Annotated in this window: 20 protein-coding genes and 1 pseudogene; 11 read left to right on the top strand and 10 right to left on the bottom strand. The window is 71.6% G+C overall.

Annotation, left to right across the window (positions count from 1 at the left end):
* Positions 1-88 precede the first annotated feature (88 nt).
* Positions 89-2,902 carry a helix-turn-helix transcriptional regulator gene (locus tag ACZ32T_RS29500; protein ID WP_467369979.1) on the bottom strand — a complete coding sequence of 938 codons (2,814 nt, stop codon included), beginning with the start codon at positions 2,900-2,902 and terminating at the stop codon, positions 89-91.
* A gap of 197 nt (positions 2,903-3,099) precedes the next feature.
* On the opposite strand from ACZ32T_RS29500, the gene ACZ32T_RS29505 reads away from it, so the two are divergent.
* Positions 3,100-4,014: an MBL fold metallo-hydrolase gene (locus ACZ32T_RS29505; RefSeq protein ID WP_467271299.1), complete on the top strand. Its 915-nt coding sequence runs from the start codon at positions 3,100-3,102 to the stop codon at positions 4,012-4,014.
* 21 nt (positions 4,015-4,035) lie between these two features.
* A complete protein-coding gene (locus ACZ32T_RS29510) occupies positions 4,036-5,526 on the top strand; it encodes a carboxylesterase/lipase family protein (protein ID WP_467369981.1) in 1,491 nt (496 codons plus the stop codon).
* A gap of 92 nt (positions 5,527-5,618) precedes the next feature.
* Here the strand turns inward: ACZ32T_RS29510 and ACZ32T_RS29515 are convergent, their stop codons facing one another.
* Complete coding sequence (locus ACZ32T_RS29515) at positions 5,619-6,668, bottom strand: zinc-binding dehydrogenase (protein WP_467369984.1); 1,050 nt, start codon at positions 6,666-6,668, stop codon at positions 5,619-5,621.
* A gap of 74 nt (positions 6,669-6,742) precedes the next feature.
* On the opposite strand from ACZ32T_RS29515, the gene ACZ32T_RS29520 reads away from it, so the two are divergent.
* Both ACZ32T_RS29520 and ACZ32T_RS29525 read left to right on the top strand, forming a co-directional pair.
* Positions 6,743-7,318, top strand: a complete 576-nt coding sequence (locus ACZ32T_RS29520; protein WP_467369986.1) for a TetR/AcrR family transcriptional regulator — start codon at positions 6,743-6,745, stop codon at positions 7,316-7,318.
* Positions 7,319-7,491: 173 nt separating this feature from the next.
* Positions 7,492-7,944: a Rieske (2Fe-2S) protein gene (locus ACZ32T_RS29525; protein ID WP_467369988.1), complete on the top strand. Its 453-nt coding sequence runs from the start codon at positions 7,492-7,494 to the stop codon at positions 7,942-7,944.
* 135 nt (positions 7,945-8,079) lie between these two features.
* Here the strand turns inward: ACZ32T_RS29525 and ACZ32T_RS29530 are convergent, their stop codons facing one another.
* A complete protein-coding gene (locus ACZ32T_RS29530) occupies positions 8,080-9,003 on the bottom strand; it encodes a LysR substrate-binding domain-containing protein (protein WP_467271308.1) in 924 nt (307 codons plus the stop codon).
* Positions 9,004-9,135: 132 nt separating this feature from the next.
* Here ACZ32T_RS29530 and ACZ32T_RS29535 point away from each other — a divergent pair.
* Positions 9,136-9,554 (top strand): annotated as a pseudogene (locus ACZ32T_RS29535) (DMT family transporter); the annotation flags it as partial.
* Here the strand turns inward: ACZ32T_RS29535 and ACZ32T_RS29540 are convergent.
* A complete protein-coding gene (locus ACZ32T_RS29540; RefSeq protein WP_467271310.1) occupies positions 9,471-10,802 on the bottom strand; it encodes an aminotransferase class I/II-fold pyridoxal phosphate-dependent enzyme in 1,332 nt (443 codons plus the stop codon). The pseudogene ACZ32T_RS29535 and the gene ACZ32T_RS29540 overlap by 84 nt on opposite strands.
* 35 nt (positions 10,803-10,837) lie before the next feature.
* Here ACZ32T_RS29540 and ACZ32T_RS29545 point away from each other — a divergent pair, with 35 nt between their 5' ends.
* The gene (locus tag ACZ32T_RS29545; RefSeq protein WP_467369990.1) at positions 10,838-11,566 is read left to right on the top strand and encodes a pyridoxamine 5'-phosphate oxidase family protein; all 729 of its coding nucleotides are present in this window, start codon (positions 10,838-10,840) and stop codon (positions 11,564-11,566) included.
* 9 nt (positions 11,567-11,575) lie between these two features.
* On the opposite strand, the gene ACZ32T_RS29550 is transcribed toward ACZ32T_RS29545, so the two are convergent.
* The 4 genes from ACZ32T_RS29550 to ACZ32T_RS29565 all read right to left on the bottom strand — a co-directional run bounded on the left by ACZ32T_RS29550 (position 11,576) and on the right by ACZ32T_RS29565 (position 15,138).
* Entirely contained in the window at positions 11,576-12,532 is a 957-nt protein-coding gene (locus tag ACZ32T_RS29550) for a DMT family transporter (protein ID WP_467369992.1), read from the bottom strand.
* Positions 12,533-12,687: 155 nt separating this feature from the next.
* A complete protein-coding gene (locus ACZ32T_RS29555; protein ID WP_467369994.1) occupies positions 12,688-13,707 on the bottom strand; it encodes an EamA family transporter in 1,020 nt (339 codons plus the stop codon).
* Between the two features lie 67 nt (positions 13,708-13,774).
* The gene (locus ACZ32T_RS29560) at positions 13,775-14,323 is read right to left on the bottom strand and encodes a peptidase (protein WP_467271319.1); all 549 of its coding nucleotides are present in this window, start codon (positions 14,321-14,323) and stop codon (positions 13,775-13,777) included.
* A gap of 209 nt (positions 14,324-14,532) precedes the next feature.
* Positions 14,533-15,138 carry a PadR family transcriptional regulator gene (locus tag ACZ32T_RS29565; RefSeq protein ID WP_467369996.1) on the bottom strand — a complete coding sequence of 202 codons (606 nt, stop codon included), beginning with the start codon at positions 15,136-15,138 and terminating at the stop codon, positions 14,533-14,535.
* A 268-nt stretch (positions 15,139-15,406) separates the two neighbouring features.
* Between ACZ32T_RS29565 and ACZ32T_RS29570 the strand changes: the two genes are divergently transcribed.
* The 3 genes from ACZ32T_RS29570 (at position 15,407) to ACZ32T_RS29580 (ending at position 18,068) form a co-directional block, all read left to right on the top strand.
* A complete protein-coding gene (locus ACZ32T_RS29570) occupies positions 15,407-15,976 on the top strand; it encodes a DinB family protein (protein ID WP_467271323.1) in 570 nt (189 codons plus the stop codon).
* A gap of 512 nt (positions 15,977-16,488) precedes the next feature.
* Positions 16,489-17,148 (top strand): class I SAM-dependent methyltransferase, encoded by a 660-nt coding sequence (locus tag ACZ32T_RS29575; protein ID WP_467271325.1) that lies wholly within the window; start codon positions 16,489-16,491, stop codon positions 17,146-17,148.
* A gap of 98 nt (positions 17,149-17,246) precedes the next feature.
* Positions 17,247-18,068 carry a PhzF family phenazine biosynthesis protein gene (locus ACZ32T_RS29580; protein WP_467369998.1) on the top strand — a complete coding sequence of 274 codons (822 nt, stop codon included), beginning with the start codon at positions 17,247-17,249 and terminating at the stop codon, positions 18,066-18,068.
* A 22-nt stretch (positions 18,069-18,090) separates the two neighbouring features.
* On the opposite strand, the gene ACZ32T_RS29585 is transcribed toward ACZ32T_RS29580, so the two are convergent.
* Together ACZ32T_RS29585 and ACZ32T_RS29590 are read right to left on the bottom strand one after the other, a co-directional pair.
* Positions 18,091-18,900, bottom strand: coding sequence for a CPBP family intramembrane glutamic endopeptidase (locus ACZ32T_RS29585; RefSeq protein ID WP_467370000.1), 810 nt, complete (start codon positions 18,898-18,900; stop codon positions 18,091-18,093).
* Between the two features lie 64 nt (positions 18,901-18,964).
* Entirely contained in the window at positions 18,965-20,470 is a 1,506-nt protein-coding gene (locus ACZ32T_RS29590) for a glutamate-cysteine ligase family protein (protein WP_467370002.1), read from the bottom strand.
* Between the two features lie 492 nt (positions 20,471-20,962).
* Here ACZ32T_RS29590 and ACZ32T_RS29595 point away from each other — a divergent pair, with 492 nt between their 5' ends.
* Together ACZ32T_RS29595 and ACZ32T_RS29600 are read left to right on the top strand one after the other, a co-directional pair.
* Positions 20,963-21,577, top strand: a complete 615-nt coding sequence (locus ACZ32T_RS29595) for a hypothetical protein (protein ID WP_467370004.1) — start codon at positions 20,963-20,965, stop codon at positions 21,575-21,577.
* Between the two features lie 288 nt (positions 21,578-21,865).
* Entirely contained in the window at positions 21,866-22,072 is a 207-nt protein-coding gene (locus ACZ32T_RS29600) for a DUF5999 family protein (RefSeq protein WP_467274411.1), read from the top strand.
* Positions 22,073-22,119: the final 47 nt, after the last annotated feature.

Below are 22,119 nucleotides of genomic sequence, written 5' to 3' on the forward strand. Positions count from 1 at the left end.
ACAGATACGTGTGCTGGGTCCGGACCATCCGGAGACGATCCGCGCCCGTACCGGCCTCGCCCGGTGGAATATGCGGAGGGGACAGCTCTCAGGGCCGCGCGACGGGTGATCCGCCGCCTGTCGCGAGGGCGTCCTTGACGAGGTCGCGCAGCTGGGAGCGGGCGGCGATGCCCAGCTTGGGGAAGCTGCGGTAGAGGTGCGAACCGACCGTGCGGGGGGAAAGAAAGAGCTTCTCGCCGATCTCGCGGTTGGTGAGCCCCCGGGCGGCGAGACGGACGATCTGCTGCTGTTGCGGGGAGAGTTCGGCGAGCACGTCGGGGGCCGTGTCCGTGACGCCGAGGCCGGCTGCCCTCGATTCGGCCTGGGCGCGCTCGATCCAGGGATGCGCGCCCAGGCGCCGGAAGATGTCCAGGGCCTCGGTGAGCGGCTCACGCGACTCCGCGATGCGCCGGCGACGCCGCAGCCACTCGGCGAGTTCGAGCAGGGCCTGGGCACGTTCGAAGGGCCAGTGCTCAAGGACCGGGTCGGCCAGGGCCGCCCGGAAGTGCGGCTCGGCATCCTCGGGGTCCGCCAGCAGGCCACGGGCCCGGCTGAACAGCGCGCGCAGGCGCGGTGAGGCGTTGTCCGCGAGGGTGCGTGCGGAACGCTCGACGATCGAGGTGGCCTCCTCGCGCCTGCCGCTGCGCGCGGCGGCGGCGGCCAGCTCCGCGACAGCCGGAAAGGAGGCGTGGTAGTGCACGGGGCCGCCGTCCGCCGTGAAGATCATGCGGAGTTGGTCGTAGGCCCTCTCGTACCCGCCTTCCGCGGCTGCCGCGGCGCCGAGCGCACGACGGGCATAGACGTGGACCGAGCGGCTTTCCAGTGGGTCGGTAAGGGTGAGCGCCTCCTCGGCCCGCGCCCGGGCCGAAGAGGCATGCCCCTGGTAGGCCAGCACGATGGCATCCACAGCGGCCGCGCAGGCCACGGCGTGGTCGAGGCCGGTCACCCGGCCGACCGCGGTGGTACGGGCGCAGACCTCACGGGCCTGGTCCCACCTTCCTCGTTCCACATAGGCCCAGGCGACCGCGCCGCCGAGCCCCTCCGGCAACGGCCCCTGCAGTTCCCAGCGGTCGAAGGCCTCGTCGAAGGCGCGGACGGCCTGCGGAATCTCGTCCAGGAGCCATGCCATGATCCCGACGGTGGTGAGCTGCTCCGGCCGGGCTTCCGCGTCGGCGGCCATCTGCGGGAGCAGCGAGACGAGTTGGGCGCGGCCGTCGTAGGGGTCCGTCACGGCCCTCACCCAGGTGCGCGGGCCTGCGGGCGAGGCGTCCGCGGGAAGGCGCGCCAGGATGTCCTGGATGCGGTGGCGCTGGGTGTCCTCTCCGGAGTAGAAGCGGACCACGGCGGCGCCGGCCAGGAGGTCGAGCGCCGCGGCGGGCTGCGAGACCGCCAGCTCTCCGGCGGCATGGACAAGTCGGGAGAACACCGTGGTGTGGCGCACGGTCAGGATCGCCAGCCGTCCCGTCTGCACCGCGGCGGAAGCAAGCAGCGACGCGTCATCCGTGCGGGCACGCGCCGCGGCGGCCAGTTCCTCGACCCAGGCGAGGTCACCGGTGAACACCGCCGCCGAAGCGGCTTCGACCATCAGCCGGGCGCTGTCCTCACGCCGCGGCGCGAGTTCCGCGGCACGCTGGAGGGCCTTGGCCGCGGCCGCGTGGCCGCCGTGTCTGCGGGCCCGGGCGGCGGTCCGCTCCAGCTCCGTGGACACGGCCTCGTCCGGGCCCGGGCAGGCGGCGGCCAGATGCCAGGCGCGCCGGTCCGGTTCGTCCCGCAGCATCTCGGCGAGCGCGAGGTGAGCCTCGCGCCGGGCCGCCGCGGACGCGGCGTGATACACGGCGGACCGGACCAGCGGGTGGCGGAACCGGACGTCCCGGCCGGTCCGCCGGGCCAGTACGGCCTCCTCGGCGGGCAGCCAGACCTCGTCCTCGGCTTCCGGAAGCCCGGCCGGGACGGCGATCGCGGTGTCGACGCCGTCCATGGCGGCCAGGAGCAGCAGGGCCCGCGTCGTGGCGGCGGGGAGGCCTTCCAGGCGGGCGGCGAAGATCCGCTCCAGGCGATCGGCGAGCGGGAGCGGGCCGGCGGACGGCATCCTCGTGGCCGCGTCGTGCGCGACGGCTGCCCTCGTCAGCTCCACCAGTGCCAGTGGGTTGCCGCCGGCCTGTTCGAGGATGCGCGACCTGGTGCGGCCGGAGGGGCACTTCGGCTGCAGGTCGAGGAGCCGGCCGGCGGCAGCGTCGTCGAGCGGTTCCAAGGTGAGCGTCGGCACGCGACGGTCGAATCCCGGGAGGTGATCGCCGCCACGGACCGCGATCAGCATCGTGACCGGTTCCCCTGCCAACCGTCGGGCGACGAAGGACAGCACGTTCAGGGAAGCACGGTCGAGCCACCGCGCCTCGTCCAGCACCACGAGCACCGGACGATGGTCCCCCAGGTCCGACAGCAGACTCAGGACGGCGACCCCGATCAGCATGGGGTCGGGCGCACCTGGATGCCCGGGCGCGGACGGCGCCGCGCCGAAGGCGTCATGGACAGCGGCGCGCTGCCTCTCCGGCAGCGCGTTCACTGCGGCCGGCACAGGCCGCAGCAGCTGGTGCAGCGCGGAGAACGCCAGGCTGGACTCCGACTCGCTGCCCTCGGCCCGCAGTACGCGAGCACCGCCGGCTTCTGCCCTGCGCACCGCGCGGTCCAGCATGGCGCTCTTCCCCGTGCCCATGTCACCGGCCAGCAGGACCACCGGATTCGCCGACGCCGGGTCCACCGCGTGAAACAGGCGTGTCAGCTCCGCCTCCCGCCCGACGAACGGCTCACCCGGATCCGGCTCCGGTCCCATGACCGCACCGCGGCCGCCTGCGTGCTCGTCCACGGACTCTCCAGAAACTGTGGCTCTTCGAACGGGAGCCGCCTTGCCTTGCTCCGTCCAGGCTACAAGCGGCAGGGCCCGGTCCCCGCGGCACGCGCAGCGGCAGGCAGGTGCAGTCACGTTACGGATACCGCGCGGCCGAGTCCCCTCGTAGGTTTCCAGGAAAGCCCCCGAAGCCCCCGAACTCCCAGGAAAGCCTCATGGAACAGATCACGCTGGGCAACGTCACCATCACCCGTGTATGGGAATACTTCGGCTCCGTCGACATGACGCCCGAGGTCTTCTTCCCGGACAGCACGAAGGAAGCGTGGAACGGCGGCGACTCATGGCTGAGCCCCCATTTCCTGGATTCTGCCACCGGGATGGTGAATTCCGCGATCCAGACCTGGCTGCTGCGCAGCGAGGGCAGGAACATCCTGGTCGACACCGGTGTGGGCAACCACAAGGACCGCCCGTACGCCCCGGTCTGGAACCGCCTCGAAACAGGCTTCCTGGCCAACCTCGCCCGGGCCGGCGTCGAGCCCGAGGACGTGGACATCGTGATCAACACACACCTCCACATCGATCACGTCGGCTGGAACACCCACCTGGACGGCCGGAGTTGGGTGCCCACCTTTCCCAACGCCACCTATCTGATGCCGAAGGACGACTTCGACTTCTGGAATCCCGAGAACGGTCACCAGCCCCTGCTCGGCCGCGGTAATCAGAACGTCTTCGAGGACAGCGTGGCCCCGGTGCACCAGGCCGGCCAGACGCTGCTGTGGGAGGACAGCCACCGGATCGACGCCGGCCTGCGCCTGGACGCGGCTCCCGGGCACACCCCCGGCTCCTCCGTACTGACCCTCACCTCCGGGACGGACCGCGCGGTGTTCGTCGGCGACATGCTGCACAACCCGGTGCAGATCCTCGAACCGGACGCCAACAGCTGTTTCTGCGAGGACCCCGCGGGCGCCCGCGCCACCCGTCGCAAGGTGCTGGGCTGGGCGGCCGACAACACGGCACTGGTGATCCCCGCGCATCTGGGCGGCCACGGCGCCGTCGAAGTGGTGCGTGAGGGAAGCGCGTTCGCCATCAAGGGCTGGGCTCCCTTCGCCCCGTACACCGAGCAGGGCTGAAGCCCCCGGAAAGGCATAGCTGTGAGCCACGCACCCGAACCCGTCGTCACCACCGCACGGGGAGCCGTCCGCGGTCTCCGTCAGGACGACGGCACCGCCACTTTCCTGAACATCCCCTACGCCGCCCCTCCCCGCGGCGCCGGCCGGTTCGCCCCGCCCCGGCCGCACGATCCCTGGGACGGCGTACGGGACGCCACCGTGCCCGGCCCCAACGCTCCCCAGTCCGAGCGCGGACTCGGCAGCGTGGACATGGCCCCGTACTTCGGCACCGGTTGGAGCCGTGGGGAGGACTACCTCACCGTCAACGTCTGGAAGCCGGCCGCCGGCGGCAGCCTGCCCGTCATGGTGTTCGTCCACGGCGGCGGATTCGTCGCCGGATCGACGCGGTCCGCGCTGTACGACGGTTCCGCGTTCGCCCGCGACGGCGTCGTCCTGGTCACCCTCAACTACCGGCTCGGCATCGCCGGGTTCCTCGACATCCCCGGTGCGCCCGCCAACCGCGGCCTGCTCGACGTCGTCGAGGCACTGCGCTGGGTGGGTGAGAACATCGCCGCCTTCGGCGGTGACCCGCACAACGTCACCCTCTTCGGCCAGTCGGCCGGGGCCACCATCGTCGGTGGCGTCCTGGCCACCCCCGACGCCGCGGGCCTCTTCCGCCGGGCGATCGTCCAGAGCGGCAGCGGCCTGGGGGCGTTCACCACCGAACAGGCCGCCCGAGTCACCGAGGCCGCGGCCGAGGCCCTGGACATCGAGCCGCACACCGACTCCTTCGCGGAGGTCTCCGACGAGCGCCTGGTGGAGGCCGCTTCCCGGCTCGCGGGCATCGACCTGCGGACCGACACACACCACGACCCGCTGATCGGGCTCAGCCCCTTCAGCCTGGTCCTGGACGCCCAGCCCGCCGAATCCGTCGCTGCCGGCCTGAGCGCCGATGTCGACCTGCTCATAGGGACCAACACCGAGGAGGGCAACCTCTATCTGGTCCCGGTGGACAAGTACGCCACCTCGACCGCCGCAGACGTCGACGACACGGCGGCACGCTCGCACCCGGAGCCCGAGCAGCTCATCGAGACGTACCGCAAGGCCCGCCCCGAGGCGTCCTTCGGCGAGCTGCGCTCCGCCATCATGGGCGACGCCCTGTTCGGCGCGGGCAGCTGGGCCCTGGCCGGCGCACATGCCGCCCACCCCCGGTCCGCCACCTTCAGCTACGAGTTCGCCTGGCGGTCCCACGCCCTCGACGGACAGCTCGGCGCCACCCACGCCATGGAGCTGCCCTTCGTCTTCGACGTCGCGCACCTGCCCCAACTGCACGGCCAGGCCGCCCTGCTCGGCCCCAGCGGTCCCCCCGCGGAAGCCGTCGCCCGTACGCACGAGTCCTGGGTCAGGTTCGCCAGGACCGGCGACCCCGGCTGGGGCCGGTACGACACCACACGCCGGACCACGATGCGCATCGACACCGAGTGGACCGAGGTCGAGGACCCGCGCAGCCAGGAACGACAGGCCTGGAGCTGACCCTCGCAGGCACGGGACCGTCCCGTCACACACGAACCCGCCCGGCAGCGCGGTGTCTGCCGGGCCTCATGGCCGGGGCCGGCAGCCGGCGGTCAGGGGCGCATGACGATCTTTCCCACGTGTTCCCGGCGGGCGAGCTCCTCCTGGGCCCGAGCGGCCTGGTCCAGCGGGAAGGTCGCGGCGACCACGGGCTGGACAGCGGCCTGGCGGGCGAGTTCCATGAGGAGGCCGAAGTGGGTGGGTGTGTGCATCGCGGAGCCGATCAACTGCGCGTTGTGCAGATAGAGGCGGCGCACGTCGAAGGCCACCTCGAACCCGCCGAGGGCGCCGGCGACGACCCATCGGCCGCCCTCACGCAACAGCGGCAGACACTCGGTCACCAGGTCTCCGGCGACCACGTCGAGTGCGACGTCGACGCCCCCCGGCGCAGCGCGGCGGACCTGCCCCGCGACGTCGTGCGCGCGGTCGATGACGTCGTGTGCGCCCGCCTCGCGTACCGCGTCGATCTTGGAGCCGCTGCTGATGGCGAGCACCCGCGCACCGCGTGCGCGGGCGATATGGATCAGCGCCAGGCCGACACCGCCGGACGCCCCGGAGACGAGGACGGTCTCCCCCTCCAGCAGCCGGCCCCGTTCGATCATGCCCAGCGCCGTGCCGTAGGCCGTCGGCAGCGTCGCGAGCTGTTCGTCGGTGAGCGGGGATTCCGTGACGTCGTGCACCTGGGCGGCCGGCGCGGTCACGTACTCGGCGTAACCGCCGTCGCGCTCGCTCCCCATGAGGCCCACCGGGTTCGCGTCCGGCCCCTCGGTGTCGTAGATCGCCGGGTCGACGACCACGCGGCACCCGGCCAGGCTCCCGTCCACGCCGGCGCCGACCGCCACTACCCGGCCGGCCACGTCGGCGCCCTGGATGCGCGGGAAGGCGATGGAGCCTCGCCAGCCCGAGAGCGCCTTCGGGTCTCCCGGCCGGCCGTAGGCGCCCTCCCTGGTCCACAGATCGGTGTTGTTCAGCGCCACGGCGCTCACCCGGACCAGCACCTCTCCCGCCTGCGGGGAGGGCACGGCCACCTCCGTCGGCTCGAGAACCTCCGGCCCTCCGTGCCGCGCGATCCGCACCGCGCGCATGGTCTCCGATACACCCATCGCTCGAACCTCCTCATCGGTACACTGATCTGTATACCCAACGTACGGTACACCGATCAGTGAAGAGGCGCACGATGCCGGAAGCACAGCCCATGACACCGGCCGGCCGCCGCATCGTGGCGGCCGCCGAGGAGCTGTTCTACAACCGCGGGATCACGGCGGTCGGTGTGGATCTGATCGCCGAGCACTCAGGCGTGACGAAGCGGACCCTCTACAACCGGTTCGGCTCGAAGGACCACCTCGTGGCGGCCTACCTCGCGGAGCGGGACCGGCGCTGGCGGTCACTCGTCCGCGCCGCCGTCGACGCCTGCGACCGGCCCGTGGAGGCCGTCACCGCACCCTTCGCCGCGCTGCGGACCTGGAGCGGGACCAACGCCCGCGGATGCGCGTTCACCAACGCGCTGGCCGAGCTCCCCGACCCCTCGCACCCCGCGCACCGCATCGCCGCGGACCAGAAGCTCTGGCTGCTGAACCTGTTCGGCGAGCTGGCCACCGCGGCGGGCTGCCCGGACCCCGCTGCTCTCGCCACCCAGCTCCTCGTCATCCACGAGGGCGCCCTCGCCACGCGGCCACTCCCGCTCGACACCCTTTCGGCGAGCATCGACCTGGCGCGAGCCCTGGTCCGGGCCGGCACACCGCCGCGCCCGTAGGAACCGGACGCCGAGCGCCCCGCTATGGCCGACGCCATGGACCTCCGCGTGCTCCCCGCCGGGCCCGTGCGGAAGAATCAGCCCCGCGACTGAACGCGCGGCCGCGAGGTTCCGTATCCACACCTGACGCCGTCCTCACCCGGCGTCTCGTACTCCGAGGAAGGGAAGCGGGCATGAGCGCATCGCAGGAGAGCCAGGTCCACGTGGGGCGTCGCGCCGTCGTCGCGGTCGGGGCGACGGGACTGGCCGTCGCTCTCACCGCGTGCGGCGGCGGATCCAAGGACTCCGGCGCTTCGGACACGGCCGAACCGGCCGGGGAGGTGGACGGCGCGAGCGGCGGCGCGCCCCTCGCCCGGACAGCCGACATCCCGGAGGGGGGAGGCGTCGTCCTCGCCGACCAGGGCGTGGTGGTGACACAGCCGAAGGCCGGGGAGTTCAAGGCGTTCTCGTCGAAGTGCACCCATCAGGGCTGCGCGGTGAAGGGGATCGCCGACGGCGTCATCACCTGCCCGTGCCACAACAGTACGTTCGACGCGGCGACCGGCGAGGCCACGGGCGGCCCGGCGACGATGCCACTGCCGGAGAAACAGATCCGCGTGGAGGGCGGCTCCATCACGCTGGCGTGAGGGGCCGCACCGGCTGTTGCCCGGCGCCGCGGCGGTCGGAATCATGACGACCGCCGCGGAACGGGACGGCTGATTCCTGGCTGCGGCCCACATCACAGCCCGTCGGGCCCTGGCGCCTCACGAAGGTTCCGGCCGTCACGGGCCCCCGGGTACCGGGGCGTGAAAAGCCCGGCCGGCCGCGCGCAACGCCTCCACGGCGGCCCTGATCGACGGCCTCCGGTCGGCGTCCGCGCGCCACACCGCGTGAACGTGACGCCGCATCGGCTGTCGCACCGGCACCAGGCTCACCCCGCCGGGCACCGGCCCCCTGCCCAGCCGTGGTGCCACGCACACACCGAATCCGGCTGCGATCAGGGCGAGTTGGGTGTGGTGTTCACCTGCGAGGTGCGCGATGCGGGGCTCGATGCCCTTGGACCTCAGGGTGAACATCAGCCAGTCGTAACAGAATTCGCCCTCGGGCCAGGAGACCCAGTCGTCCTCGGCGAAGTCCTCGATGTCCACCTCCGGCCGGCCGGCGAGCGGATGACCGGCGGGCATGGCGATGTCCGGCGCGTCGTCGAGGAGTTCCGCCTTGGCCAGGCCTCCGGGCACCGGCAGGCGCTTGTTGCTCCAGTCGAGCACCACCGCGAGGTCGGCATCCCCCCGCAGCACCGCGCGGATTCCGCTTTCCGGCTCCATCTCCGTCGTACGCAGCCTGAGCTCGGGGTGGTCGGCACGGAGGGAGGTGAGAGCGGCGGGGAACAGCCCGCGGGCCGCCGTCGGGAAGGCCGCGAGCCGCACCTCGCCCACCACCTGGCCCCGCTGCGCCTCGATGTCGGACTGGGCCACCTCCACCTGCGAAAGGATCTTCGCCGCATGGTCCGCCAGGAGCCGGCCGGCATCGGTGAGACGGATCCCCCGTCCGTTCCTGGCCAGGAGCTGCTGACCCACCTCGCGCTCCAGCTTGGACATCTGCTGGGAGACAGCCGAGGTGGTGACGTGAAGACCGTCGGCTGCTCCGCTCACCGAGCCGTGCCTGGCCAGGGCATCCAGCGTCCGAAGGCGCTCGAGATTCAACATGTAAGCAATGCTACGTCAATCATTCAACGAAATCTCAGTTTTTCTACGAGGTCGCGCCCGGCATGGTCGCCTCATGAACGCTCCCACCACACCGAGAGCCACGCCCGCCTCCGTCACCTCCGCCCCCGGATCCTGACGGGCAGCCAGCTACTTCTCGGCACCACGCAACTCGCACTGTTCGTCGCGCTGTTCACCTCGGTTCCCGGACCCTTTCCCCTGCTGCCCATCCCAGCGCTGGTCGCCCTGGGAGCGCTCGGGACCGGACTCGCCGCACTCCTGCGATGCGGCCTCGTCCAGGAAGTCGGGCCCACGACGGCGCAGACATCCCGGTGATCGCCCCGGCCGCCGGAGCGACCCTGCGCGGCGAGCAGTTGAGCCGGAACACCCAGGTGGGGGTCCTGGTGGTCCTCGCCGGCGCGGCCCTCATCGGAGCCGGGCGCCCGGCGCACCCCCTGCCGTCGGGCCGCTCAGCCGTGACTGACCGGGCGGGCGGGCGGTACCGCCGCCGCCACCGCGTCGGCCAGCGGCCCGATGTCGGCGGCGGACAGTGACGAGACGGTCAGGCGCACCCCCTGCGGCGAGGTCATCCGGAACCTGGCTCCCGGAGCCACGGCCCAGCCGGAGCGCAGCATCCGGGTCACCGCGCCGGTCTCGTCACTCACGGGCACCCACACGTTCATCCCGGTCCGACCGGTCGCCGCGATCCCCCGCTCCCCCAGGGCCCGCACGAGCGCGTCCCTGCGCTGCCCGTACGAGCGGGCGACCACCGCCGTGTCGACGGCTCCGGTCGTCCACAGGTGCGCCACGGTCCGCTGCAGCAGTCCGCTGACCCAGCCCGGCCCCAGCCGCTGGCGGCCCGTCACCCGGTCGACGGTGAGCCCGTCACCGGTGAGCACCGCGAGACGCAGGTCGGGTCCGTACGCCTTGGATACCGACCGCACGAAGGCCCAGCGCTCCGTGACGCCGGCGAGGGGGTACACCGGCAGGTCGACGATGGCGTGGCCGTGGTCGTCCTCGATCAGGAGCACACCAGGGTGCTCCGCGAGGACCGACCGCAGCTCTGCGGCCCTCCCGGCGCCCACCGCCGCACCGGTCGGGTTCTGCGCCCGGTCGGTGACCACCAGGGCCCTGGCACCGGCCCGCAGGGCACGCTCCACCTCGCCGGGAAGAGGGCCGTCGTCGTCCAGGGCGACCGGGACGACGCGCATTCCGAGCGCCGGGACGAGATCGAGCAACGCGCCCCACCCCGGATCCTCGACGGCAACCGCGTCACCGGGCCTGAGGTGCGCGGCGAGCACACGCTCGATCGCGTCGAGGGACCCCGAGGTGACCGCCACCGGCCCGGCGGGAACACCGTCGGCGTCCAGTCCCGCCCGCGCGAGGTCCCCGAGGCGGGGGACCACCGCCGTGTCCCCGTAGAGACCGGGCTCTCGCGCGTACGCCTCCGCCGCCGCGGCCAGCGCCTCCCCGAGGCCGGGCAGCAGGGCGGGGTCGGGGTTGCCGTCACCCAGGTCACGGACACCCGGAGGGGCCTCCACCCGGAGCGATCCACGCGCCGTGCTCGCGGGCCGCGGCCGCACCCGGCTGCCCCGGCGCCCCGCGGTCTCGATCACTCCACGCTCGCGAAGGGTCCGGTAGGCCGCGGCCACCGTGTTCGGGTTCACTCCCAGCAGAGTGGCCAACTCCCGCATGGGCGGCAGGACATGGCCGGGCGCGAGATCACCCGACGCGACGCCTCGCTCCACACTCGCGGCGATGTCGGATGCACGCCGCCCACTGATCCGATACTCTCCTAGCACAAACAAGAGTATGCACTAGTGCAATGGAGTACGCAATGCCGGACACCGCCACGCCCGACAGCACCGGCCTCCCGGGAGCCGCTGCCTACGAGCGGACCGAGCGCACGGTCCCGAGCCGGTCCAGGGAGCGCGCCTCGTACGACCACGAGACGGTCCACTCGATACTCGACACGGCCTACCTCTGCCACCTCGGCTTCATCCGCGACGGCGCGCCCGTCGTCCTCCCGACCCTCTTCGCCCGGGTCGGGAAGCGGCTGTACGTGCACGGCTCGACCGGATCACGCCCGCTGCGCGCGACGGGCGCGGCCGATCCGGGTCTCGCCGTCTGCCTGACCGTGACGCACGTGGACGGCCTGGTGCTGGCCCGTTCGGCCTTCCATCACTCGATGAACTACCGCTCCGTGGTGGTCCACGGCACCGCCCGCACGGTGACCGACCCGGAGGAGCGGCGTATCGCGCTCGACGCCATCGTCGACCAGGTCGTGCCGGGCAGGTCGAAGGACTCCCGCCCCGCCGACGCGAAGGAGCTCGCCGCGACCGCGGTGATCCGACTGGACCTCGACGAGGTCTCCGCCAAGTCCCGTACGGGCGGGCCGAACGACGACCCCGAGGACCTCTCGCTGCCGTACTGGGCGGGCGTGGTTCCCCTGAACCACGGATACGCGGCGCCGGTGCCGTCCGGCGACCTGGACCCGTCGGTCCAGGTGCCGGACTACCTCACCGCTCTCCGGCCTCCGGAGCAGCCGCCTGCCCCCCGCCGGTGACCTCGTCGGTCAGGCCGCCACGGCGGCCCGCCGACGGGCGGCGGCGGCACCACGCGTCTCCGAGAAGGCCAGTCCGGCCACGGCGGCGAGCAGGAGCAGCGTGCCGATGACCGTGGCCGCGGTGAGCCGCTCCCGCAGCACGGTCACCGCGATGACGGCGGCGCTCACCGGTTCGAGAAGCATGATCACGGACACGGTCGCCGAGCGGACCACCGCGGCGCCCGCGAAGTAGAGCGCGTAGGCGAGCGCCGTCGGCACCGCCGCCACGTAGACGAGCAGCCACAGGACCTGCCCCGTCTCGACGGTGTGCGGCACGAGGCCTTCGGCCGCCGCCATGGGCAGCAGGCACACGGCGCCGATACCGAAGGCCCACGCACTGGTGGACAGGGAGTCACCGGTCGCACCGTCCCGGCCGAGCCACCGGGTCAGCAGCGTGATCGCCGCGTACCCCGCGGCGGACAGCACGGCCAGCAGCAGTCCGACGGGCCGCACTTCGGCCGGCTCGCCGCCGAGCACCAGCACGGCGAGACCGATGAGCGCGCCCGCCACGGCGGCGAGCCCGCCCCCGCCCAGCCGCTCCCCCACGGTCAGCCGCGCACCGACCGCGATGAGGACGGGGCCCGCGCCCAGCGTGACGACGGTTGCGACCGCGAGTCCGGTCGCCTCGACCGCCGCGAAGTACGCGCTCTGGAACACCGTCAGGCCGATGCCGGTCCCCAGGATGCGGAGCAGCCGCCGACGGTGCGGCTCGGTGGGAGTACGCGGCCGGCGGGGGCGCAGCGCGAGCACCCCGCCCAGCAGGGCGAGTCCGCCGGCGCAGCGCCAGAACGACAGGGCGATCGGTCCGAGATCGCTGATCCGGAAGAGGAGCGAGGCGGCCGCGCCGGCCGTACCCCAGGCGAGACCGGCGACGACGAGATAGATGAGGCTCCGCCCGACGGGCAGGCCGGAAACAGGGTGGGACACGTGACTCTCCAGAAGAAGGGGTGGTGGTCGCTCGGCTCCGCGCGCGGGCAGCGACGAACCGCTCGGGGCGTACCCGAGCGCGGTCTTCGTCCGGAGTGGCCGCCTCGCGCTAGGCGGCGGGAGGCGGAAGTACGGTCAGCAGCATGATCGGCACCTTACGGCGAGGCGGGAGGCCGGGACAACTCACTTCCGGAACCGGCCGGCTCGCGGCCCGCCGGCACCCCCGGCCCCGATGCCACCGGCCCTGACGGCGGCTTGGGCGCGGACGACTGCGCGATCAGGGCGCCGAGCAGCACCACGCCGCCGCCCACGAGCTGGGGCGCGGAGAGGTGCTCCCCCAGCAGCACCCAGGCGAGCACGGTCGCGATGACCGCCTCCAGGCAGGCGACGACGCCGGCGACCTGGGGTGACAGCAGTCGCACGGACACGACACCGGTGGCGTAGGCCAGCACGGTCGCGAGGAGCACGATCCATCCGAGGAGCAGCCAGGCGGGCACCTCGTGCCCGTCCATGTCCGCCGTCCCCCCGAGCACCGCCCAGTCCATGGCCCAGGGACCCGCGACCACGGTGAGTACGGCCGCGCCCGCCAGCAGTCCGTACGCGATCACGCCCACGGGGTGCGGAGGTTCGGCGTCCGCCGTGTCCCCGTGGCCGGCGCCCTGGTCCGACAGGACGAAGTAGCCCACCTGGCAGCAGGCCGCGCCGAGGGCGAGCAGCAGTCCGACCGCGTCGAAGCTCAGGCCGGCCCACACCTCGACGACACAGGCGAGCCCGCCGACCGCGAGCACCACACCGGCCGCTGCGGCGCGGGTGACGGGCCGCCGCTGCACGAAACGCACCCAGCCGAGGACGAGGGCGGGTGCCAGATACTCGATGAGGAGGGCGACGCCGACCGGGATGCGTGAGATCGAGGCGAAGTAGAAGGCCTGCACCCCGGCCACGGCGAACAGCCCGAAACCGGCCAGGAGTACGGGCCGCTCCCGTACCAGATTCCGGTGCCGCCAGGCGACCGGCAGCATGACGAGGGCGGCACCGGTCACCCGCAGCCACACCACGTGCAGCGGGTCGAGCCCCGCCTCGATCAGCGGCTTGGCCGCAACCCCCGAACCACCGAATGCGAGGGCCGAGGCAAGGGCCAGGCCCAGACCGGCACTTCTCCCCTGAGTCGCGTGCATCGGCACATCATGGCAGCAGGCGTCAGCAGCGTCACCCCCGTCACACCTGTCCACCGCGTGTTCATGATCACCCCTGCGGGCCCTCCGCGGCCGTACGGTCCGCCGCTCGGACGCGCAGTGGCTCGACCGTGACCCCGGCCCGTTCCAGCACCTCGACCGCACGGCACCGGGGGTCCGCGACGAGTGCCGCCAGCAGATCGAGCCCGTCGGCGTGAAGCTCCCCGCGCAGCAGCGCGCTCCCGACGGCACGGTCCATGGCTGCCTCCGCCGAGGGCGACCACCCTTCGCCCGCTGGTTCCCGTATGGCCGGGAACGCACCCGAATCCTCCTGCGTCCCCTGCCAGCGCAGGCCGTACCCGATGCTGCGCTGTACGAGATATCCGAGCACCCTGGCCAGCTGCGGACCGCCGTCGAAGGCCTGCCGGACCTCGGGATCGGACTCGATCAGGGAGTGCAGGAGGTGAGCCGTGTCGACATGCCGGTCGCCGTCGCGCACCGCCCGCCGGCGCGCCCCCGTCACCACGGCGGCCATCGCGGCACTCGGCCCGGCACCGGCCCACGGGTGGTTCGGTGTCACAGTCACTTGTTCGGGGATCCCTGATGTCCGGTTCTGCACATCTCCACCCCATCAGTCCCGGGGAGCCAAAACATCCCCGGCGCGGCCCATCCGGCATCCCGCGGAAGGCGGGGACCGCGGCGGGTTCCTCATCCCTGGGGATGAGATCGCACCGTCGCACGCGGTGAGGCAGCGGTGCGCCGGTCCGTACGGAGGACGGAAGAAGGGCCCCACGAGGGGCCCTTCTCCGCTTGCGCGTACCGCACGGCTCAGTTCTCGTCGGCGAGGATCAGGTACAGCTTCTTGCGGGCGTCGTTGATCACCGTGAGCGCCTTCTGCTGCTGGTCGGCCGAGCCGGTCTTCCAGACCTGACCGAACGCCTCCATCAGACCGAAGCCGGCCTGCCGGATCTCGTTGACGCCCTCCCAGTCGACACCGCGCCCCGCCTCTTCCCAGGGAGCCTCGGGGCCGGACTCGGCCTCGCCGCGGCCTAGGTCGGTGAGGGTGAACAGCTTCTTGCCGCCCTCGCTGGCGCTGACGATCAGGCCCTCGTCCTCCAGCAGCTGGAGGGTCGGGTAGACCGAGCCGGGGCTGGGCTTCCAGGCCCCTCCACTGCGCTCGCCGATCTCCTGGATCATCTCGTAGCCGTGCATCGAGCGGTCCTTGAGCAGGGCGAGGATGGAGGCGCGTACGTCACCGCGCCTGGCCCTTCCCCGACCGCCTCCACGGCCGCGTCCGCCGCCGAAGGGCCCGCCGCCGAACGGCGGCCCGAACGGGCCGAAGGCCGCGCGACCTTCGAAGTCTCCCCTGCCGGCGCCTCGGCGCCCGGGGCCGTAACCGTGGTTGTTTCCGTGGTCGTGTCCATGTGAACGCATGACTGCGCTCCTCTCTGCGTCGCTGTCACCGCGACTCTTCATTGAACGGTCGCGATGCCTCAACGATATATCGGAAGCTATCGCCTGGCAAGCATCTCGACGAGCGGTGCCGTTGACCTGTGTCAGTGGGTGCTGATCGATTGCCGGCGAAGGCCGATCGATTGGCTTCTGCGCCAATCAGGGAGGACTGCCTGCGTGGTTTGTGGCAGTGGAGGATGACCGCGGAAGGCGACGATCACTCTGCTCGACGGGTCTGTAGTGTGCGGCGATGACACGAAGCGAGCGGCTCGCGGAGCAGTTGCACTGGTACTGGCGCAAGAACCTGCGGCCACGGCTGGACGGTCTCACCGACGAGGAGTACTTCTGGGAGCCGGTGGGCGGCTGCTGGAGCATCCGCCCACGTGGCACGTCGGCCGCACCGATGTCGGACGGTTCGGGGGAATGGACGCTGGACTACGCGTCCCCCGACCTGGTGCCGGAGCCGGCGCCGGTGACCACGATCGCCTGGCGCCTTGGGCACATCATCGTCTCGTGCCTGGCCTATCGGGTCGAGTGGTACTTCGGCGGCCGGGACTTCGACTCCGAGGCGTTCGCCTACGCGGGGACCGCTGACGAGGCGCTGAAACAGCTCGATGAGATGTACGGGCGATGGAACGCGGGGGTCCGCGAACTCTCGGACGCTGACCTGGACAATCCGCCCACGGTGGGTCCCGAGCGGTTTCCCATGGAGAACAGGGTCCTGCACGTCAACAGGGAGCTGATCCATCACGGCGCCGAGATTTCCCTGCTGCGCGACCTCTACCGCTGGCATGACGGAGCCGGACCGCGCCGAATATAACTCTCGGTAACCGGCGATCGAGCTTCGGAAATGCCGCCGAGAGGCCTTTCAGCCTTCCCCACGTTCTCTTCGGGGCAGGACAGCGTCGTCTCCCGTCGTCGATATGCATTCTGGCGGCAGCGCTGGGAGCATGTCCGGCGCTGTGACCTGCGATTTCCTTCTGGCATAGGACCTGAGCGGACTGGGCAGCGTGGTGCTTCAAGGGGTTCGTTGCGGGTCTGGGCGAGGGCGTCAGCCCTTCCCCCGACCGTTTTGGGTGGAGCCGCAGGTCCCGGAAACCGGGATGGGGCGGGGGGACGGGGTGGTCTTGTTCTCCAGCGGTAGGCGGACTGACGACAGCGTTGCGAGCACGTGCGTCATCGGCTCTTCGCGGGGCTCGGCGTCAAGGAGCCTTCGCAGACCGGACAGACCGACGATGAGTCGTCCTCCGGGTTCGAAGACGCCTCAGATCAGCGATCACTGGCACAGCTCAGTGCCGTTCCGGGTGCCCCGGACGGTCTAAGGTCGCCCGCATGACTGAGCCCTCCTACCTCGCCGCGGTCCGGGACTCCTACGACACTGTCGCCGCCGACTACGCGGCGCAGGTCAAAGCCCCCGCTGAGCTCGATCCGCTCTCACGCGCGATGCTGGCCACGTTCGCCGAGGTCGTCCGGACGGCCGGGCACGGACCGGTCGCGGATCTGGGATGCGGGCCCGGCAAGGTCACGGCGCATCTGACCGGACTAGGGCTGTCCGCCTTCGGCGTCGACGTGTCCCCGAAGATGATCGAGCTGGCCCGGCGGGCCCATCCGAGTCTGCGCTTCACGGTCGGCTCGATGACGGCGCCCCCGATCGGGGACGGCGAGCTCGGCGGCATCCTGGCCTACTACTCGACCCACCACACGCCGCCGGAGATGCTGCCCGTCGTGTTCGCCGAATTCCGGCGCACGCTAGCGCCCGGCGGGCACCTGATGATGGCCGGCCACGTGGGCAACGGCGAGCGCCTGCGTCCGACGCAGGCGTACGGAGGCCATCCGGTCTCCTTCGAGTCCCATCTGGTGGAGCCGGAAAAGATCGTCGCCCTCCTGGAACAGGCGGGCCTCGTCGTCACCGCGCGCCTGCTGGAGGAGCCCGGCGCAGGGTCGAAGAGGGCGGCCGGCACGTTCTTCGCCCGTAAACCCGAAGGGCACTGAGCGGGTTCCGGGCGCCGCGCCCGGCCCCTGTCAGCCGGGGCCGCGCACCCGCGATTGGCCTTGGACGACGCGGAACGGCCCCGCCTACGGTCGGCTTCATGAAGATCCGCATCGTCGACGCGTTCACCGACCGCCCCTTCGCCGGCAACCCCGCCGGAGTCGTGATCCTGGACTCCGGCCCCTTCCCGGAGGCGGACCGCCTCCAGCGCATCGCCTCCGAGGTCAATCTCTCGGAGACGGCCTTCGCCCATCCCCTGCCGCCGGGCGGCGAGGCGGACTGGGCGCTGCGCTGGTTCACCCCCACCACCGAGATCGATCTCTGCGGGCACGCGACACTCGCCACCGCCCATGTCCTGGACACGACCCACGTCGCGCGCGGCACGGTGCGCCACGCCACCCGTTCCGGTGTCCTGTGCACGACCGCCCATGACGACGGCAGCCTGACGCTGGACTTCCCGACCGCGCCGCTCACCCCCGCGACGGCACCGCCCGGGCTCGCGGAAGCACTCGGCGCCTCACCCCTCTCCCTCCACGACACGGGGAAGCACGTCGGCGACCTCCTGGTGGAGCTCGCCGACGAAGCGGCCGTACGGGCCCTGAAGCCCGACTTTGCCGCACTCGCCTCCTGCTCCCGGCGGGGCGTCATCGCCACGGCGGCGGCCGAGGACCCCGCCGGGGCGTACGACTACGTGTCGCGGGGATTCTTCCCCCGGGTCGGCATCGACGAAGATCCGGTGACCGGCAGCGCCCACACCGCCCTGGCCCCGTTCTGGTCGGCCAGGCTCGGCCGTGACGATCTCATCGGCCTCCAGGCCTCCGCCCGCTCCGGCCTGGTCCGCACCTCACTGCGCGGCGAGCGCACCCTGCTGACGGGCAGCGCGGTCACCGTGATCGACGGGGAACTGCTCGCCGGGCTCTGACAACGGCGGCAGCGGGCCCCGCTCACGGGGTGGGCAGCCAGCCCACCTTCCCGGCGAGCAGCGCGTATCCGACGAACGCCCCGATGTCGAGCAGGGCGTGCGCGACGACCAGCGGCCCGACCCGCCCCCAGCGCCGGTACAGCAGCACGAAGACGACGCCCATGGCCATGTTCCCGATGAAGCCGCCGATCCCCTGGTACAGGTGGTACGAGCCGCGCAGCACGGAGCTCGCCACCAGTGCGGCCATGGGCGTCCACCCCAACTGCCCGAGTCGGCGCAGGAGATAGCCCACGACGATGACTTCCTCCACGAGGGAGTTCTGCACCGCGGAGAGGATCAGTACGGGGAACTTCCACCACACGTCGGGCAGTGACTCAGGCACGACCGTCAGGTTGAATCCCGCGGCCCGCGCCACCAGGTAGAACGCCAGCCCCACACTGCCGATCCCCGCCGCGACGACGGTCCCCCTACCCAGGTCGGGCCATGGCCTGGTGCGGTCGAGACCGAGGCTCCGCAGTCCGGCCCGCTCCCGGAGCAGCAGGTGTGCCACCAGCGCGACCGGCACCAGGGCGGAGGCGATGCCGAACAGCTGCCAGGCCAGGTCCAGCCAGGGCCGCCCGGGGGCGTACGAGCCGTTGAGCGTCGCCGCCTGGTCCTTGAGGCCCCCGGGTTTCGTCAGCGACCCGATGAAGCTGATCAGGGCGGAGACTCCGCTGGCCCCGAGCGAGAGAGCCAGCACGAGGAGGGTCTCCGACCGGAGGGTCCGCCGGGACACCCCCTCGTGAGGAATGGATTCAGCCACGCGCCCCGCCTCCACCTGTACACCTGCCATCAGCTATGCGTCGTCATAGCTTGCCCGACGGGGCCGGGGCGGCGGGACACCGGGCGGCGTCCTCTCAGGGCGCGGGGAAGCCGACGGGCCAGGTGTGCACCGGCTCACCCACCTGCATCAGCTCGCCGTAGCGCCGGGTGGTGGCTGCCAGCGCGCCCTCCCGTTCCAGCCCCGCGTCCAGAGCGCGGTGATAGGTGTCGACCTGCCAGGAGGCGCCGTTCACCCTGAGCCTGCAGCGCTCCTCGATGACGCCGAGGTAGCGGTCCCGGTCCGAGGGCTCGATGTTCCACGCGTCCAGCCCGGCGGCCGCGAGCGGCAGCAGTTCCTCGCGTACGAGCTTGACGGCCGGCACCTTCGCCACGCCGCCGGAGCGGCCGGGGCGCGGCCAGAGCAGCTCGGCGTCGATCCCGTGGCGGCATGCGGCGTCGAAGTTCTCGGCTGCCGCCTCGAAGGGCAGCCTGGACCACACCGGCCGGGATTCGTCGGCGAGCGCGCGCACCAGCCCGTAGTAGAAGGCGGCATTGGCGATCACGTCATCGACCGTGGGGCCGGCGGGCAGGACCCGGTTCTCCACCCTCAGGTGGGGCACGCCGTCGGCCAGCCCGTACACCGGCCGGTTCCACCGGTAGACCGTGCCGTTGTGCAGGACGAGCTCGGCCAGGGCCGGCACACCGCCCTCGTCGAGGACCCGCAGGGGGTCCTCCTCGTCGCAGATCGGCAGCAGAGGCGGGTAGTAGCGCAGGTTCTCCTCGAAGAGCTCGTACGCCGAACTGATCCAGCGCTCCCCGAACCAGGTCCTCGGGCGCACCCCCTGGTTCCGCAGTTCGGGCGGCCGCACGTCCGTGGCCTGCTGGAACAGCGGCGGCCTCGACTCGCGCCACAGCTCCTTGCCGAACAGGAAGGGGGAGTTGGCGCCGAGTGCGATCTGCACGGAAGCGATGGCCTGCGCCGCGTTCCAGACGTCGGCGAAGCGGTCCGGCGTCACCTGCAGGTGCAACTGGACCGAGGTACAGGCCGACTCGGGGGCGATCGAGGCGGAGGTCGAGACCAATCGCTCGACACCTTCGATATCGAGGACGAATTCCTCGCCGCGCGCGGCGGCCATTTGGTCGTTGAGGAGCGTGTAACGGTCGACGTCCGAGAGGTTCGCAGAAACCACGTCGTCCCGGCCGAGGGTCGGCAGGATGCCGATCATGACGATCCCGGCGTCGACCTCCGCGGCCTTGCGGTGGGCATAGGCGAGCCCTGTGCGCAGCTCCTCGGCCAGCTGATCGAATACCCGGCCGCTCAGCCGGTGGGGAAGAATATTCACTTCCAGGTTGAACATCCCCAGTTCGGTCTGGAAATCCCGGCTGGCGATGCGCTGGAGCACCTCCGCATTCCGCATCCTCGGCATGCCGTCCGGTCCCGCGAGATTCAGCTCGATCTCCAGCCCCATGAGATTCCTGGGACGATCGAACCTCCGCTCCGACAGGAGCCTCTCCAGTCCCGTCAGGCACTGGGTGAGCTTCTCGCGGTACGTCTGCCGATCGGACGCGGCAAAGGCGCCCGCCTCGACCTTCTCGCCCATCGAAGGGTCCCTCCTCGAGTGGGCGGCCCGCGGCACAGGCCGCTCGTATCACGATCGATAATGCCCCGACGAGATGATCCGTAACGTCCCCACGACCGATGGGCACCCAGTAGTCTGGTGACTGGAGCCGGAGGCACATTCCGAAGGCATGGGGCATATGCAGTTTGCCCGATCGGGTTGCCCGGCTGAAACGCCGACGCGTTTCAGCCTACCGCCGCGCCGGGAAAGTACCTGGCGACGCGGGTCGGGAGCGGCCCGAATCCACAGAAAACTCGCAATTCAAAGTCTCGAATCCCCCTTGCGGGCAATATGCGGGTCGGCTAGCCGAAACATCGTGTGAACATTTGTCGTATAAACTCTGCGAACGAGGCAGAGAGTTGACGCATCGGCCCGTCCGCCCCGTCACCGGCCTTCCTCTGGCCCCGCACGCCGACAGCGCCGTCTGCACCCGCCCACGCACCACCGTGTCTCCGAAGTGAGAGGCGACCCACTATGCCGCTGCATGTTTCTCCGGCCCCCGCGCCCGCACTGCGCAGCGTTCTCGCGGCACTCGGTTCTCCCACCGCAGTCCGCGAGGCCCATACGCCCGCTCTCCGGTCCGTCCAGGGACCGCTGAGCCCCGAACTCCCGCTCCCCGTCCATGTACTGGACCGGATCGTGCCGAACGACGCCGCACCGCGCACCCGCCTCGCCGGCTGGCGCTTCCTGATCCGCAGCGGTGAGCGTGCCGTCGCCGCCGCGGACACCATGCTCACCGCCGACGGCTGGACCTTCTCGCACTTCTTCGAGGGCCCGTACATCGTCTCCACCGAACTCGCCCTACGCCAGGCGGAGTCGGCGACGACGCATTACCAGCCACGGCTGCTGTCGATGCCCGAGCTCTACATGTTCACGCTGTGGCTGCACCACGACATCGAGGCCGACGCCGGCGCCGGCACGCTCGCTCCGACCGATGTGCTGGTGCCCCTGGCACCCGCTCCCCCGGGCATCACGGCCCACCGTCCGCACCACGTCGCGGAGCTGCTCCCGGTCATGACACTGCGTGTCGCCCCGGCGCCTCTGCCGGACCTTCCCGAACTCCCCGGCCTCCTCGGGTCGCCGGCCTGACACCCCTGACCGACGCGCCCCCGCCGAGCTGCTCGGCGGGGGCGCGCCCGCACCCGTCCGGACTAGTCCGGTCAGGTCCCCCCGAACCATCCGAACGGACAGCCCAGTTGGATCGAACCGTCCGGCCGGGTGATGCGTCAGGGGAGGAGAACAGCAGCTGCCGCGAAATCCCTGCGGAGAGACGCCCGTAGGGCAACACTGGGACCGGACCGACTTGATACGGGGGCGGCCATGAGCCATTCGTCCAGCCGCAGGACACTCGAATCGACGCAGCGAAAGAACCCACCCATGTGCCAGCACCAGCCACCCTGTCCGACCGCTGACTCCAACGACCGGGAAGCCGCACGTCTGATGGCCCACCACCCGGAACAGGGCTGGAGCCTGCTGTGCAACGGCGTCCTGCTCTTCGAGGACACCGGTGAGCTGCTCCCCGACGGGCAGGTCATCGCCCCTCACCGCCCGCTGAAGAGCGGTCAGGTGGTGAGGGCCGCCTGACCGCGGCAGACGGAACACGGGGGCCGGCCCGGAGAAGTCTCCACACC

The organism is Streptomyces sp. NPDC023573, assembly GCF_055559735.1.